Raw genomic sequence first — 15,211 nt, 5'->3', positions numbered from 1 at the left:
CCGTCGTCCGCGTGTGCAGGGCGACCGGCGGGTGTGCCCTGCTCCCTTCCAGGGTGAGCCAGGGCACACATGAGCCACAATCACTGAATCGGGTGAACAATCATCCAATCACCCGTCACATGCGGCCGTTTCGCCTCTCGGATCGGCCCGGAGACCCCCGGCCCGGGCTTCCCCTCAGGCCGGCCGGTCGAGCAGCTCGTACGCGGGCAGCGTGAGGAACTCCGCGTAGTCCTCGTCCAGGGCGACCTTCAGCAGCAGGTCGTGGGCCTGCTGCCAGCGGCCCGCGGCGAAGGCTTCCTCGCCGGCCTCGGCGCGGATCGTGGCGAGCTCCTCCGCGGCCACCCGGCGGGCCAGTTCGGCGGTGGCCTTCTCGCCGTTCCCGAACACCACCCCGGCGTTGATCCACTGCCAGATCTGCGAGCGGGAGATCTCGGCGGTGGCCGCGTCCTCCATCAGATTGAAGATGGCGACGGCGCCCGAGCCGCGCAGCCACGCCTCGATGTAGCGGATGCCGACGGCCACCGCGTTGCGCAGCCCCTCGTACGTCGGCCTCGCCTCCAGCGAGTCGACCGCGATGAGTTCGGCGGCCGTCACGCGTACGTCCTCGCGCAGCCGGTCCTTCTGGTGCGGCCGGTCGCCGAGGACCGCGTCGAACGACGCCCGCGCCACCGGCACCAGGTCGGGGTGGGCGACCCACGAGCCGTCGAAGCCGTCGCGCGCCTCACGGTCCTTGTCGGCGCGGACCTTCTCGAACGCGGCCGCGTTGACCTCGGGGTCCTTGCGGGAGGGGATGAAGGCCGCCATGCCGCCGACGGCGTGCGCGCCGCGCCGGTGGCACGTGCGCACCAGCAGCTCGGTGTACGCGCGCATGAACGGCGCCGTCATCGTCACGGCGTTGCGGTCGGGCAGCACGAACCGCGGCCCGCCGTCGCGGAAGTTCTTGACGATCGAGAAGAGGTAGTCCCAGCGGCCCGCGTTCAGCCCCGAGGCGTGGTCGCGCAGTTCGAAGAGGATCTCCTCCATCTCGTACGCGGCGGTGATCGTCTCGATCAGCACGGTGGCGCGGACGGTACCCCGGGGGATGCCCACGTAGTCCTGGGCGAAGACGAAGATGTCGTTCCAGAGGCGGGCCTCCAGGTGCGACTCGGTCTTGGGGAGGTAGAAGTACGGGCCCTTGCCGAGCTCGATCAGGCGCCGGGCGTTGTGGAAGAAGTAGAGGCCGAAGTCGGCCAGGGCGCCGGGGACGGGCCGGCCGTCCACGGTCAGGTGGCGCTCGTCCAGGTGCCAGCCGCGCGGCCGGACCACCACGGTGGCGAGCTCCTCGGCGGGCCGCAGCGCGTACGCCTTGCCGCGGGCGTCGGTGAAGTCGATGCGCCGCTCGTAGGCGTCGGTCAGGTTGAGCTGGCCGAGTACGACGTTCTCCCAGGTGGGTGCCGAGGCGTCCTCGAAGTCGGCGAGCCAGATCCGCGCACCGGAGTTGAGCGCGTTGACGGTCATCTTGCGGTCGGTCGGGCCGGTGATCTCCACGCGCCGGTCCTGGAGCGCGGCCGGGGCGGGCGCCACCTGCCAGCTGTCGTCCGCGCGGATCGAAGCGGTCTCGGGGAGGAAGTCCAGGGTGCTCGTCCGCGCGATCTCCGCGCGGCGCGCGGCGCGGCGGGCCAGCAACTCGTCGCGGCGCGAGGTGAACCGGTCGTGCAGTGCGCCGACGAAGGCGAGCGCCTCCTCGGTCAGTACCTCTTCCTGTCGCTCCACGTGAGGGGCGTCGACGACGACCGGCGAGGACGGCGCTGGTGCGGACATGAACGGTCACTCCTTCAGCGGGACTTCAGCGGGGACTTCAGCGGAGGCTTCGGCGAGGACGGCACGGAGTGCCGCGCGAACCCTGATCAAATGGAGAATAGTTTTCTCATGGTGGAAGTTCAATGGGGCGGGGTGGCGCCCGGTGCCAAGCCGTGCGACACACGCCCCCGCCGGCTCTCAGTCCAGGAGCCGTAGATCGTCCGGGGTGTCCACGTCGTCCGGCGCCGCGACGTCCCCGCACTCCACCAGCGTCACCGCTCCGGCGTGCTCCCGCAGATACGCGCGCGCCCCCCGGTCGCCGACGGCCGACCGCGCCACGCCCTCCCAGTGCTCGCGCGCGAACAGCACCGGATGGCCGCGCTCACCCCCGTACGCGGCGGCGGCCAGTCCCGCGCCCGCCCGGTGCGCGGCCAGCAGCCGGGCCACCGCCGCGGCCCCCACGCGCGGCTGGTCCACGAGCGTCACCAGCACCGCCGGGGCGTCCGTGGCGGCCAGCGCCGCGAGCCCGGCCCGCAGCGAGGACCCCATGCCGTCGGCCCAGTCAGGGTTGTCCACCAGGACGCAGCCGGGCAGTTCGGCCCGGTTCCGCACTTCCGCCGCGTGAGCGCCCAGCACTACGTACCGTGGTACGCAGCCGCCGTCCCGCAGCACCCCGGCCGCGAACTCCACCAGCGGCCTGCCCCGGTGGCCGAGCAGCGCCTTGGGCCGGCCGCCCAGCCGCCGCCCGCCACCCGCGGCCAGCAGCAGCCCGGCGACAGGCGGGGTGCCGGGCCGGGCGTCCTCGGCGGGGTCGTGTGCCGTGTCCGTGATCCGCGTCATGGACCCTGCATACCGCATCCGTTCACCCGGTCGGAGCGAGTCCGCTTCGTCACCCGTGCGTGCGGAGTACGGACTTAATTTCGCTGTGCGTATAGCGCGCTGTACGGAAAGTGCGTTAACTGATCGGCGCGAGCGGGTGGGAGGGGAGTGTCGTGACGGAAGGCGCCGTTGTGGTGGAAGAGGAGCAAGGCCGCGTCGGTCAGGACCCAGGAGTGGACGCGTTGAGGGACGCGGTGTCCCGGCTGCGCCGGGCGCTCGCGGCACACCCCGCCCGGTTACCCGACCGGGACGCCGCAGAGGACGAACTGGCCGCGCTGGACGCCATGGCGCGCGAGGGGGAGCCCGAGGTGGCCCGGCTGCACCGCTCCCTGCTCCTGGTCGCGGGCGCGGTGGGCTCGGTCAGCGCCCTGGCGGCGGCCCTCGGCGAACTCCGCGCCGCGGTCGACCGCTTGGGCGGGGCGCGCGTGCCGGAGCAGGGAACGGGCAGACCCGCGCGCGAGGTCCGGCAGGAGGACGGCCGGAAGCCCCCGGCGCGAGCCGAAGGCTTCCGCCAGGGGCCCTGAGGAAGGTCAGGCGGTGGCCGCCAGCGCCAGTGAAAGCTCCGCGGCGACCTCCTGGAGCAGCGGAACAATCCGCTCCGTGGCCGCGTCCGTGACCCGGCCCGCGGGCCCCGAGATGGAGATGGCCGCGGCCGTGGGGGAATTGGGCACCGGCACCGCCAGGCAGCGGACGCCGATCTCCTGCTCGTTGTCGTCCACCGCGTAGCCCGACTCGCGCACCCGGGCCAGCGCCTCCAGGAAGACGTCCGGCGTGGTGATCGTCTTCTCGGTCGCGGCGGGCATGCCCGTACGGGCCAGCAGCGCCCGCACCTCGTCGTCCGGGCTCTGGGCGAGCAGCGCCTTGCCGACGCCCGTGGTGTGCGGCAGCACGCGGCGGCCCACCTCGGTGAACATCCGCACGGAGTGCCGCGACGGCACCTGTGCCACGTAGACGACCTCGTCGCCGTCGAGCAGCGCCATGTTCGCCGTCTCGCCGGTCTCCTCGACCAGCCGGGCCAGCTGCGGGCGGGCCCAGGTGCCGAGCAGCCGGGAGGCGCTCTCGCCGAGCCGGATCAGCCGGGGGCCGAGCGAGTACCTCCGGTTGGGCTGCTGGCGTACGTAACCGCAGGCCACCAGCGTGCGCATCAGCCGGTGGATCGTGGGCAGCGGCAGCCCGCTGGTCGTCGACAGCTCGCTCAGCCCGACCTCGCCACCGGCGTCGGCCATGCGCTCCAGCAGATCGAAGGCGCGCTCCAGTGACTGGACACCGCCACTGGTCGGGGCGGTACGGGGGTCGGCGGACGAGGGCACGTCGGGGTCCTTCCGGTACAGGGGTGGGAGCAGCCTACCGGGACATCGGGGGCTTTACGCCCCACCTTCCACGATTTGAAAACCGACTTCTGGTAAATGAAAAACATAAAGGGTCAGGGGGTCTTGACGGGTAGGAGACACGGCTGAAGACTGCGTGCACCGCGGTTCAACAGAACGTTGAAATTTCGCTCGGAAGGCCCGAAAGGCCCTCCGGAGGAAGGGGCGTGGGCGTGGGCACGACGGAGCCGAGAGAGCCGGTGCCACCGGTGGAACTGGTGCTGCGCTCCACCCGCGTCGTCACCCCGGAAGGCGTCCGGCCCGCCTCCGTCACGGTGGCCGGCGGCCGGATCGCGGCCGTGCTGCCGTACGAGACCGACGTGCCGCGCGGCCCAGGGGTGTACGCCCCCGGACAGCACGCCCCCGGGGCCGCCGTCGAGGATCTCGGTGACGACGTCCTGCTCCCCGGCCTCGTCGACACCCACGTGCACATCAACGACCCCGGCCGCGCCGAGTGGGAGGGCTTCGCGACCGCCACCCGGGCCGCGGCCGCCGGTGGCATCACCACGCTCGTCGACATGCCGCTCAACAGCCTCCCGCCCACCACCACCCTCGAAAACCTGCGGGTCAAACAGGACGCCGCGCGCGGCAGGGCCCACGTCGACCTCGGCTTCTGGGGCGGAGCCCTGCCCGGCAACCTCGCGGACCTGCGGCCCCTGCACGACGCCGGGGTGTTCGGCTTCAAGGGCTTCCTCTCGCCGTCCGGCGTCGAGGAGTTCCCCTCGCTCGGCCCCGGCGACCTGGAGGCGGCCGCCGCGCGGATCGCCGCCCTCGGCGGGCTGCTGATCGTGCACGCCGAGGACCCCGGCCGCCTGGCCCGCGCCCCGCGGCCCGGCGGCCCCCGCTACTCCGGCTTCCTCGCCTCGCGCCCGCGCGCCGCCGAGAACGAGGCCATAGCCCGGCTGATATCCGTCGCCCGCCGGCTGGGCACCCGCGTCCACGTCCTGCACCTGTCGTCCTCCGACGCCCTGCCGATGATCGCCGCCGCCAAGGCCGACGGGGTGCGGATCACCGTCGAGACCTGCCCGCACTTCCTCACCCTCACCGCGGAGGAAGTCCCGGACGGCGCCACCGAGTTCAAGTGCTGCCCGCCGATCCGCGAGGCCGCCAACCAGGACGCCCTGTGGGCCGGGCTCGCCGACGGCACCATCGACTGCGTCGTCTCCGACCACTCGCCCTGCACCACCGACCTCAAGGTCCCCGACTTCGGCCGGGCGTGGGGCGGCATCTCCTCCCTCCAACTGGGCCTGCCCGCCGTCTGGACCGAGGCCCGGCGGCGCGGCCACACCCTCCACGACCTCGCCCGCTGGATGTCCGGCGGCCCGGCGGCCCTCGCCGGCCTGCGCCACAAGGGCGCCGTCGAGGCCGGCCGCGACGCCGACTTCGCCGTACTCGCCCCCGACGAGACCTTCACCGTCGACCCGGCCGCGCTCCACCACCGCAACCACGTCACCGCCTACGCCGGGAAGACCCTGCACGGCGTCGTACGGGCGGCCTGGCTGCGCGGCCGCCGGATCACCGGCCGTGAGCCCACCGGCCTCCTCATCGAAAGGCAGCCCAGCGCATGAGCGGCACACCCGCGGACATACCCTCCTTCACCGGCGACGCGAACCCCTACGCGGGCGGCGACCCGTACGCCGACTACCGCACCGCGGCCTTCCCCTTCGACCGCTTCCCCGACCTCGCCGACCGGCGCCTGGGCGCCGGGGTGATCGCCGCCAACGACGAGTTCTTCGCCGAGCGCGAGAACCTCCTCCGGCCCGGAGCCGCGCGGTTCGACGCCGGGGACTACGGACACAAAGGCAAGATCATGGACGGCTGGGAGACCCGCCGCCGCCGCGGTGCCTCCACCGACGCGCCCCACCCGGCCGAGGACGACCACGACTGGGCGCTCGTCCGGCTCGGCGCACCCGGGATCATCCACGGCCTCGTCGTCGACACCGCCCACTTCCGCGGCAACCACCCGCAGGCCGTCGGCGTGGAGGCCACCGCCCTGCCCGGCACGCCCTCCCCGGAGGAACTGCTCGCCGACGACGTGAAGTGGACGGTCCTCGTCCCGCGCACGCCCGTCGGCGGCCACGCGGCCAACGGCTTCGCCGTCGACAGCCCGGAGCGCTTCACCCACCTGCGGCTCAGCCAGTACCCCGACGGCGGCATCGCCCGCCTCCGCGTCCACGGCGAGTCCGTCCCCGACCTCGCCTGGCTCGCCGCCCTCGGCACCTACGACCTCGCCGCGCTGGAGAACGGCGGCCACGTCGAGGACGCCTCCGACCGCTTCTTCTCCTCCCCCTTCCACAGCATCCACCCCGGCCGCTCCCGCCGGATGGACGAGGGCTGGGAGACGAGGCGCCGCCGCGACCGTGGCCACGACTGGGTGCGCTACCGCCTCACCGGCCGCTCCGAACTACGGGCGGTGGAGATCGACACGGCCAACTACAAGGGCAACGCGGCCGGGTGGGCGACGCTCTCCGCCCTCGACGCGACGACGGGGGCGGACCCCTCGTCCCCCACGGCCGACTGGACGGAGATCCTCCCGCGGACACGGCTCGAACCGGACGCGGTCCATCGGTTCGTGCTGGGTGGCCCCGTGGTGGCGACGCACGTGCGTCTGGACATCCATCCGGACGGGGGCGTGGCACGACTGCGCGTGCACGGCGCGCTGACGGTCTGATTTCCCCAGCCCCGCCCCTTCCCGAAACTGGGGGAGACCCCCAGACCCCCAGCGACCTTCGGTCGCGTCCTCAAACTCCCCCAGCTACCGCTGGGAGGTGCCCCCAACGGGCTGATTTCAGCCCGTTGGGGGCACCTCCCAGCGGTAGCTGGGGGAGTTTGAGGACAACGCGCGAAGCGTGTTGGGGGTCTGGGGCAGCGCCCCAGTTTCGGGAAGGGGCGGGTAGGGGAACAAGCGCCGCAGGCGCCACGAACCCGCAGCCGGGGGCCTGGGGCACGCGCCCCAGCGCGGGAAGGGGCGGGGCAGGGGGAAAAAGCCCGCGCAGCGGCAGCGCCGCCACACCCCCACCGCCGAATCAGAACCGCACAGGCACCCTCTCCGGCCCCCGAATCAGCAGACCCTGCCGCCAAGCCAGCGACGCCGGATGCGCGTCAAGTGAGAGATCGGGGAAGCGATCCAGCAGCGCCCCGATCGCGATCCGCGCCTCAAGGCGGGCCAGCGGCGCACCGAGGCAGTAGTGGATGCCGTGCCCGAAGGCGACGTGCCCGCGGGCGTCGCGGCGGATGTCGAAGCCGTCGGGCTCCGGGAAGCGCGCGGGGTCGCGGTCCGCGTCGGCGAGGACGGGCAGGACGAGGGCCCCGCCACCCGGTATGCGCACACCGGCGATCTCCACCGGATCCGTCGTGAACCGGTAGGTGGGCGTCTCCACCGGCCCGTCGTAGCGCAGCATTTCCTCGACGGCGTTCTCCATCAGGCCCGGGTCGGCGCGCAGCTGCGCCAGCTGGTCGGGGTGCTGGAGGAGGGCCAGTACGCCGTTGGAGATCAGGTTGACGGTCGTCTCGTGACCGGCGACGAGCAGCAGCCAGGCCATGCCGAGGAGTTCCTCGGAGGAGAGCCGGTCGCCCTCCTCGTCGGTGGTGCGGATCAGCGCGCTCAGCAGGTCGTCGCCGGGTTCCTCGCGCTTGGCGGCGATGAGCCCGGCGAGGTATTCCCGGCCCTCGCGCGAGGCGACGGCCTTCTCCTCCAACGGCGCGGCCCCGACCGCGATGTTGGACCAGGACCGGAACGCCTCCCGGTCGAGCGAGGGCACGCCGAGCAGCTCGCAGATGACGCCCATGGGCAGCGGGAACGACAGGGCGTCGACGAGGTCCACGCGGCACTCCGGTGCCGCGGCCATCGCGTCGATCAGCTCGTCCGTCATCCGCCGCACCTGAGGAGCCATCCCCTCGATGCGCTTGGGGGTGAACTCCTTGGTGACGAGCTTGCGCAGCCGGGTGTGGTGCGGCGCGTCGGAGATCAGCATGTGCGGGCCGGAGGCCACGGAGATGAGGCCGATGTCGCCGTCCGCCGCCCGCCAGTCCTTCGACAGCCGCGGGTCGTTGAGCGTCGCGCGCACCTCGTCGTAGCCGACGACGAGCCAGGCCTCCGCACCCTCCGGCATCCACACCCGGTGCACGGGCCCGAGCGCGCGCAGCTCCGCGTAGACGCGGTAGGGGTCTCTGGCGAACTTCTCACCCATCGCCGCCAGATCGACCATTACGCCGCTGTCCGTCCCCATGGTGAACCTCCTCGTCGACCAAGATCACCACACTAACGTTCGACAGTCTTCCGTTGAAGGGTGAGTCGGCGAGACCTTGGTCCCAAATGCCGGACGGGTCCGTGGTGTTGGCGCCCGGCAGGCCGCCGCCGGTCAGGGGTAGGAGCGGAGATACGCGACATTCGTGGTCGCGTCGGACGGGCCGCCGGTGTCGTTGACGATGTGCCGGATCGTGCCCGTACCGCCGAGCGAGACGGTGACCAGGTCGTGGAAGCGCACCCTGGGCCGCCTGGGCGCCGCGAAGGCGCGGTCGGCCACCACACGCGGATCCGCGGTGAAGTGGCCGTAACTGCCCAGCCCCCAGCCCTCGTGGCGCGCCACCCGCCCGCCGACCTCGTAGGCGGGGTAGCCCTTGGCCGCACCGTGGCTCCAGGCCGCCTGGGAGGGCGGGTCGTAGGGCAGCTCGTTCTGGAAGAAGTACGTCCGTCCGTCCTCGCCGTTCCAGACGGTCTGCCGGCGCTGGTAGTGCTCGACGAACAGCCCGTACAGCGTGACGCGGTCACCGTTCACCACCAGGCCCTCGGCCGCGGTGTTGGCCGTCCAGCCGACGCCGGAGCCGTGGTCGGCGCGCCACAGCCACAGGTCGTCGCCGATGACGTCCGAGCTGTTGACGACGAGGGTCCGGACCGCCTTGCCGACGCCCGCGCCGCCGACGCGGAAGAACACGTCGTGGAGCGAGACGGGATCGCGCTCGTGCCGCCTGTGGGCGCCGGGCGGCCCGATCTCCATCAGCGTGGGCGAGGCGACGGGCCCGGCGTCGACGAGGAGCCCCGCGACGCGTACGCCGTCCACGTCGGCGACGGACAGGGCGCTCGTGCCGCGGTCGGGGACGAGGGTCGCGAGCCCCAGCCCGAGGACGACCGTGCCGGGACGGGTGATCCGCAGCGTCCGGTCGAGGTGGTGGACGCCGGGGGTGAACAGCAGGTCCTTGCCGTGCGCGAGCGCTGCCTGGATCCGCCCGGCGGGCGTCCCGGGCCGGACGACGAGGAACCGGCCGAGCGGACGCGAGGAGCCCGGCTGCCGGGCGCCGCGTTCCCAGGTGGTGCCCCGGGTGGCTGTGCGCACGTCCGGGACGAAGACGCGGTAGGCGCCCGCGCGGTCGACGTAGAGGAACGGCTTCTCGCGTACGCGGGGTGTCCGGTCGACCCGGGTGTAGGGCGGGTGCGGGAAGGTGCCCAAGGGGGCGTTCCGTACGCCGACGAACACCATGTTCCAGGTGCCGCCGGTCCAGCCGCCGAGGCCGCTGTCGCGGGTCAGCCACTGCTGCTGGGTGCCCGAGCGCACCTGCCCGTCGATCCGCGAGTCGGCGAGGAAGCCGCCGCTGGCCCAGCCCCCGTCGTCGAGCCGCAGGTCGCCGCGCAGGTGCATCCGGCGGTACGGGGCGGCCTGGGACACCGCCCAGCGGTCGGTCCCGGAGGCGGGGGTGACGCTGAGGTTCTCGGCCTCGCGCCAGAAGTTCTGGGTGGCGTCGCCCTGGCGCCAGCCGGCCCCGGCGTGCACGGCACCCCTGATGGTGACGTCGTCGGGCGACATCCCCAGGCCCGCGACCTGGGTGGAGAAGCCGACATCGACGTCCACGTCGTACGTGCCCGGCTTGAACAGCAGCGCCTCGCGGGCGGGCCCGAACTGGTCGCGCTCCTGCCGCCGGAAGACCTCGTCCACCTTCCGCTGGATCGCGGCCCTCGGCGTCGCCGGGCCGAAGACGGTGACGTTCGGGCCGAAGTCGGGGGCGGCCGGCGGGGGAGCGGCGGGGGCCTGGGAGAAGGCGAGGCAGGCGGCGGCCGCCATCGCGGTGATCAGGGCGCGTACGGACCGGGATCTCACCGGGCCATTGAAGCGGAGGTCCCGCCGTCGGGAGCGACGGCGGGACGCGACTCGCGGTTGTCGCCGGGCCCGTCGGGGCCCGGACGGCTCAGCAGGTGAAGTCGACCCGGTCGAAGGTCTCGTAGTGGTCGGCGGTGTAGTAGTCCTCGTGCTGCTGCTCACCGGTGATGATGCGCCGGGTGCCACGGTTGGGGGCGCCGGGGGTCTTGACGGTGTACTCGTGGTAGTAGCCGCTGGACTGCTGCGGCAGCACGCCTTCGCGGTTGGAGAAGACGATCCCGTCCCTCGGATAGGGGAACGGACCACCGTTGTCGATCAGGGTGATCGTGTCGTGTGCCTGGGACGGCAGGTCGCCGTAGCAGATGTCGCCGACGATCTGCGCGGAGGCGGTGACGGACGTGACAGCCGGGTGGGCGGCGGTGGGAGTGGCGGCGACCGCGGGGCCGCCGATCAGCAGCGCCGAGGCCAGGGCGGCGAGCGCCGCGGTACGCATGAAACGAGGGGGGTTGGTCATGACGCCCAGCATGACGCGCGTAGCTAATGACATGTCAATGCCAAAAAGCAGAGTTTCCCGGCTGTTCACCGGGGGTGGGGCGGGTGCTGAAGTGATCAAGGGAATCCCATGAGGAGCCCTGGTGGAGGCCTGGGCGGAATCTTTGCCTCAGCCCATTTTTGCCTCAGGGGCAAAACCTTTGCCTCTGAGGCATGGGGCCCGCTATACCGGAGGCATGAGCCCGTCGCCCGACCTGGCCGCACCGTCCGGCCCGGCCGATCCCGCCGATCTGCCGTCCGTCGCCCCACGCCTGCGTGACCTGCGCAGACGCAGTGGTCTGACCCTGGAGGCCGCCGCCGCGCGCGTCGGTCTCTCCCCCGCGCACCTGTCCCGTCTGGAGACCGGCCGCCGCACCCCGTCCCTGCCGATGCTACTGACGCTGGCGCGCACGTACGGCACCACCGTCTCGGACCTGCTGGGCGAGGCGATCCCCGAGCGCGATCCCATTGTGCGCGCGGATCGCATGGAAGCCCAGGAGTCCGGCGGCTGGACGTACTGGCGGGCCGGCGGCTCGGGCCGGGCCATGCAGGCGCTGCGGCTGCACGTGCCCCCCGGCGCGGGCGGCCAGGCGGAGCTCGTCCGCGTGCACCCCGGCGAGGAGTGGCTCTACGTCACCCGCGGACGGCTGCGGCTGACGCTAGGCCAGGCCATCCATGTGCTGGACCCCGGCGACGCCGCGCACTTCGACTCGCTGACACCGCACCGCATCGCGGCGGCGTCCGGCGAGGGAGCGGACCTGCTGTTCATGCACACGCTGATGCAGAGCGGCGCGACCGAGCTGTGCCTCGGCGGCGCCGAACCGACCCGGAGGGGAATGCCGTGAGCAACGCCTCGCAGGACCTGAACACCGCGGAGATCACCACTGCGGCACCGGAGATCACGACTGCGGCATCGGCCGCGTCCGCCGCGTCCGCCGCACCGACCGCGAAGAAGAAGGTGAACGAGCAGGACCGCGCCCCGATAGCGATCACGATCCGCATCTTCATCTACCTCGTCGCCGTCCACTTCTTCGCCGGCTTCCTCTTCCTCCTCTTCTACCTGGCCGGAGCGAAGTGAGCGCGGCGGCCGGGCGCTGAGCGGCGATCTTCTGGCAGCCTGTTCCCGGGGCTCTTCACCGCTCGGGACAGGAAGGCGTCGCGATGGCTCGTACGGCCCGGGAAGTGCTGGCGGACGCGACGGCGGGACTCGCTCCCGCCGACGGGGCGAACCCCCTGGTGCCGCTGATCGCGGCGGGCGAGGCACCCCGCGAGGTCTTCGCGGCCCTCGCCCTGGAACAGCACCACATCATCCCCGCCGACCGCCGCAGCTTCCTGCACCTGGCCGACCGGGCCGAACTCCAGCCCGCCGTGGCCGCCTTCTTCCACTTCCTCGCCGAAGGCGAGACAGCGGCCCTGCACCGGCTGACGGCCTTGGCGGCCGCCTGCGGCCTGGACGAGGACGCGGTACGGGCGTACGAGCCACAGGCCGGCTGCCAGGCCTACCCCGCGTACGCGGCCTGGCTCGCCCTCGGCGCCGAACCCGTCGACGCGGTGGTCGCGCTCACCGCCAACTTCGCCGCCTGGTCCGACTACTGCGGGACCGTCAGCCGCGCCATGCGCGACCACTACGGCTTCGACGACCGCGCGTGCGGCTTCTTCGACTTCTTCGCCGAGCCGTCACCGGAGGCGGATTCGCTGGCGCTGACCGCGGTCCAGTCGGGCCTGACCACCGGCCTGCTCTCGGAACCGGCCGCCCACCGCCACGGCCGGCTGCTCCAGTCCTACGAGTTGATGTTCTGGGAGACGCTCGCTGTACGGTGAAACCATGGTGACCTACCGCGCAGCGACCTCGGAGGACCGTAAGCGGGCCGAGGCGATCGACAACTCCTTCACGACCGACACGGTCCTCGAAGTGACGGCCACCGACGCCGAATTCAGGGTGACCCCCGTCCCGGTGGACCCTCCGGTGCACAAGGTCTACCCGGACGACGAGGACGAGACCGACGGCGAGGAACACGTCATCGTCGCGATCGACACCGAGGGCGACGTGTGCGGCGCGATCACCCTCGCGTACGCCACCTGGAACTGCCGCCTCCACATCGCCGACTTGAGGGTGTCCCCGCCCCACCGCGGCCGGGGCATCGGCACGGCCTTGATGGAACGCGCGCTGACCCACGGCCGCGACCTCGCGGCCCGCACGGCCTGGCTGGAGGTCACAAACGTCAACGCCCCGGCGGTACGGGCCTACCGCCGCCTGGGCTTCGCGCTGTGCGGGCTGGACACGTCGCTTTATGTGGGGACGGAGTCGGAGGGGGAGGTGGCGCTGTTCATGAGCCGGGGGGTGTGAGCAGCGGGTTCAGATCACGGGAACGTGATCAATTGGCGAGACGGTGAGACCATCCCCCTCCCGATCCGTTGGACAAAGTTTGTGACAATGGTCGTGCTCTGTGATGTGTGGTGTCACAGAGTATGGACGGCTGCCGTCAAGCAGCCCTGACGCAAAGTCACGGACATGATTCTCAGAACGCATCGCCGAGGCCGTACCGCCGCATGGTTATTCGTGCCCACGCTGACATCGGCACTGGTCGCGAGCTTGTTGATCGCTGGTACCGCTGCCGTAGGCGCGCCTGCCGCGGTCGCAGGCCCAGCCGACGAACAGAACTGGAAGGTGCCCCGCCTTGCGGTGATGCCTTTGGGTGACTCGATCACCTGGGGAGCCGGCAGCTCCACCGGCAACGGCTACCGCGCCGAACTGCGCGACCGACTGGCTTCACACGCTGACGACCTGCGGTTCGTAGGCTCACTTCGGACCAATGGCGCCGACCACGAAGGGCATTCGGGCTGGCAAATCGGCGGTTTGTCCGACAACATCGATCAATGGCTCGCCGCTGCCAAGCCCAATGTCGTGCTGCTGAACATCGGCACCAATGACATGGACCTCAACAACGACGTCGAAGCGGCCCCCCGTCGGCTCGGCCACTTGGTCGACCAGATCACCACGGCTGCCCCTGACATCACCGTTCTGGTCTCGTCGTTGGTGCCCGCGCGGAACCCTGAGGGGCAGAAGCGGGTGGAGAAGTACAACGCGGCAGTTCCGCAAGTTGTGGCCGAACGACGTGCCAAGGGCACGCATGTCGAATACATCGACATGGGGGCTGTCACCACGAAGGACCTCAACGACAGGCTCCACCCCAACGACGCCGGTTACTCCAAGATGGCCGACGCCTTCTACCAGGGACTCGCCCGGGCAGCCGCCGGCGGATGGATTCGTGAGCGCGTGGACGTCAAGCCTCCCCGGCCTCGCGAGACACCCCTCGGCGACTACAAGGTCGATATCAATGGTGATGGCAAGGCCGACTACCTTGTGGTGGAAGATGATGGTTCCGTCCGTGCCTGGATCAACAACGGCGGTGACGGACAGGGCGGCTGGAAGGACTACGGTCGGATCGCCACCGGTGTGGGCGCTGGGGGCGGCAAAGTTCGTCTTGCCGATATCGATGGTGATGGTAAGGCTGACTATCTTGTGGTCGGTGAGAACGGATCTGTTCGTGCCTTTGTCAATAACGGGGGCGATGGACACGGTGGTTGGAAGGAATACGGTCAGATAGCCACCGGTACCGGTGCTGTCAGTGACAAGGTTCGTTTCGCCGACATCGACGGTGATGGCAAGGCCGACTACCTTGTGGTGGAAGATGATGGTTCCGTCCGTGCCTGGATCAACAACGGCGGAGATGGACACGGTGGTTGGAAGGACTACGGCCGGATCGACGGTGGTGCCGCTGTTCCAGCTGACAAGGTTCGTTTCGCCGATATCGATGGTGATGGTAAGGCTGACTATCTTGTGGTCGGTGAGAACGGATCTGTTCGTGCCTTTGTCAATAACGGGGGCGATGGACACGGTGGTTGGAAGGAATACGGTCAGATAGCCACCGGTACCGGTGCTGTCAGTGACAAGGTTCGTTTCGCCGACATCGACGGTGATGGCAAGGCCGACTACCTTGTGGTGGAAGATGATGGTTCCGTCCACGCCTGGATCAACAACGGCGGAGATGGACACGGCGGCTGGGCCGACCACGGTCGGATCGCGTCAGGCGCCGGCCCCGGATACCGCGTCCGAATCTGACCTCCATAGCGCGCGACGCCCCGCCGGAATCCGGCGGGGCGTCGCGCAAGACCGTAATTCACGAATCTCAGATGCGAACCTTGCTGCCTGGAGCACCGGCACCGCCGGCGATGCGGCCGTAGTCGGTCCAGCCGCCGTGGCCGTCGCCGCCCTTGTTGAGGAAGGCGCGGACGGATCCGTCGTCCTCGACGATGAGGTAGTCGGCTTTGCCGTCGCCGTTGATGTCGGCGAACCGTACCTTGTTGCTGGTCGTGCCGGTGCCGGTGGCGATCAGGCCGTAGTCGGTCCAGCCGCCGTGGCCGTCACCTCCGTTGTTGAGGAAGGCGCGGACGGATCCGTTGTCACCGACGATGAGGTAGTCGGCTTTGCCGTCGCCGTTGATGTCGGCGAACCGTACCTTGTTGCTGGTCGTGCCGGTGCCGGTGGCGATCAGGCCGTAG

General features: G+C 71.1%; 15 protein-coding genes. 8 read left to right on the top strand and 7 right to left on the bottom strand.

From position 1 onward, the window contains the following. Positions 1 to 174 precede the first annotated feature (174 nt). Both aceB and AB0435_RS08275 read right to left on the bottom strand, forming a co-directional pair. Positions 175 to 1,800 carry a malate synthase A gene (aceB, locus tag AB0435_RS08280; protein WP_366426485.1) on the bottom strand — a complete coding sequence of 542 codons (1,626 nt, stop codon included), beginning with the start codon at positions 1,798 to 1,800 and terminating at the stop codon, positions 175 to 177. 177 nt (positions 1,801 to 1,977) lie between these two features. Continuing rightward, positions 1,978 to 2,619, bottom strand: coding sequence for an NTP transferase domain-containing protein (locus AB0435_RS08275; protein WP_366003963.1), 642 nt, complete (start codon positions 2,617 to 2,619; stop codon positions 1,978 to 1,980). Between the two features lie 170 nt (positions 2,620 to 2,789). Between AB0435_RS08275 and AB0435_RS08270 the strand changes: the two genes are divergently transcribed. Beyond that, positions 2,790 to 3,182, top strand: coding sequence for a DUF5955 family protein (locus AB0435_RS08270; RefSeq protein ID WP_366004036.1), 393 nt, complete (start codon positions 2,790 to 2,792; stop codon positions 3,180 to 3,182). A 6-nt stretch (positions 3,183 to 3,188) separates the two neighbouring features. On the opposite strand, the gene AB0435_RS08265 is transcribed toward AB0435_RS08270, so the two are convergent. Beyond that, on the bottom strand, positions 3,189 to 3,968 hold the full coding sequence (locus AB0435_RS08265; protein WP_366426484.1) for an IclR family transcriptional regulator: 780 nt from the start codon (positions 3,966 to 3,968) through the stop codon (positions 3,189 to 3,191). Positions 3,969 to 4,225: 257 nt separating this feature from the next. Between AB0435_RS08265 and allB the strand changes: the two genes are divergently transcribed. Then, complete coding sequence (gene allB, locus AB0435_RS08260; protein WP_366426521.1) at positions 4,226 to 5,593, top strand: allantoinase AllB; 1,368 nt, start codon at positions 4,226 to 4,228, stop codon at positions 5,591 to 5,593. After that, on the top strand, positions 5,590 to 6,696 hold the full coding sequence (gene alc / locus AB0435_RS08255; protein ID WP_366426483.1) for an allantoicase: 1,107 nt from the start codon (positions 5,590 to 5,592) through the stop codon (positions 6,694 to 6,696). Before allB ends, alc begins: the two co-directional genes overlap by 4 nt. A gap of 355 nt (positions 6,697 to 7,051) precedes the next feature. Here the strand turns inward: alc and AB0435_RS08250 are convergent, their stop codons facing one another. The 3 genes from AB0435_RS08250 to AB0435_RS08240 all read right to left on the bottom strand — a co-directional run bounded on the left by AB0435_RS08250 (position 7,052) and on the right by AB0435_RS08240 (position 10,631). Beyond that, entirely contained in the window at positions 7,052 to 8,254 is a 1,203-nt protein-coding gene (locus AB0435_RS08250; RefSeq protein ID WP_366426482.1) for a cytochrome P450, read from the bottom strand. Between the two features lie 132 nt (positions 8,255 to 8,386). Next, on the bottom strand, positions 8,387 to 10,117 hold the full coding sequence (locus tag AB0435_RS08245) for a coagulation factor 5/8 type domain-containing protein (protein ID WP_366426481.1): 1,731 nt from the start codon (positions 10,115 to 10,117) through the stop codon (positions 8,387 to 8,389). An 88-nt stretch (positions 10,118 to 10,205) separates the two neighbouring features. Further along, on the bottom strand, positions 10,206 to 10,631 hold the full coding sequence (locus AB0435_RS08240) for a ribonuclease domain-containing protein (protein WP_366007792.1): 426 nt from the start codon (positions 10,629 to 10,631) through the stop codon (positions 10,206 to 10,208). A 214-nt stretch (positions 10,632 to 10,845) separates the two neighbouring features. On the opposite strand from AB0435_RS08240, the gene AB0435_RS08235 reads away from it, so the two are divergent. From AB0435_RS08235 to AB0435_RS08215, 5 genes are all read left to right on the top strand, one after another. Then, positions 10,846 to 11,493, top strand: a complete 648-nt coding sequence (locus tag AB0435_RS08235; protein ID WP_366007794.1) for an XRE family transcriptional regulator — start codon at positions 10,846 to 10,848, stop codon at positions 11,491 to 11,493. Next, complete coding sequence (locus AB0435_RS08230) at positions 11,490 to 11,726, top strand: DUF6126 family protein (protein WP_366007795.1); 237 nt, start codon at positions 11,490 to 11,492, stop codon at positions 11,724 to 11,726. Before AB0435_RS08235 ends, AB0435_RS08230 begins: the two co-directional genes overlap by 4 nt. An 83-nt stretch (positions 11,727 to 11,809) precedes the next feature. Continuing rightward, positions 11,810 to 12,469 carry a transcriptional regulator gene (locus tag AB0435_RS08225; RefSeq protein WP_366426480.1) on the top strand — a complete coding sequence of 220 codons (660 nt, stop codon included), beginning with the start codon at positions 11,810 to 11,812 and terminating at the stop codon, positions 12,467 to 12,469. Between the two features lie 4 nt (positions 12,470 to 12,473). Continuing rightward, complete coding sequence (locus tag AB0435_RS08220) at positions 12,474 to 12,995, top strand: GNAT family N-acetyltransferase (protein ID WP_366426479.1); 522 nt, start codon at positions 12,474 to 12,476, stop codon at positions 12,993 to 12,995. 165 nt (positions 12,996 to 13,160) lie between these two features. Next, positions 13,161 to 14,771 carry an FG-GAP-like repeat-containing protein gene (locus tag AB0435_RS08215; RefSeq protein ID WP_366426478.1) on the top strand — a complete coding sequence of 537 codons (1,611 nt, stop codon included), beginning with the start codon at positions 13,161 to 13,163 and terminating at the stop codon, positions 14,769 to 14,771. Between the two features lie 67 nt (positions 14,772 to 14,838). Here AB0435_RS08215 and AB0435_RS08210 read toward each other — a convergent pair. Continuing rightward, positions 14,839 to 15,211 (bottom strand): VCBS repeat-containing protein (locus AB0435_RS08210; RefSeq protein ID WP_366426477.1); only part of this gene is annotated, 373 nt, incomplete at its 5' end.

This window comes from Streptomyces sp. NPDC051173 (genome assembly GCF_040689515.1).
GTDB lineage: Bacteria > Actinomycetota > Actinomycetes > Streptomycetales > Streptomycetaceae > Streptomyces.
Note: the sequence above shows the minus strand (reverse complement) of the source record. Positions and strands in the feature narration are given on the sequence as shown.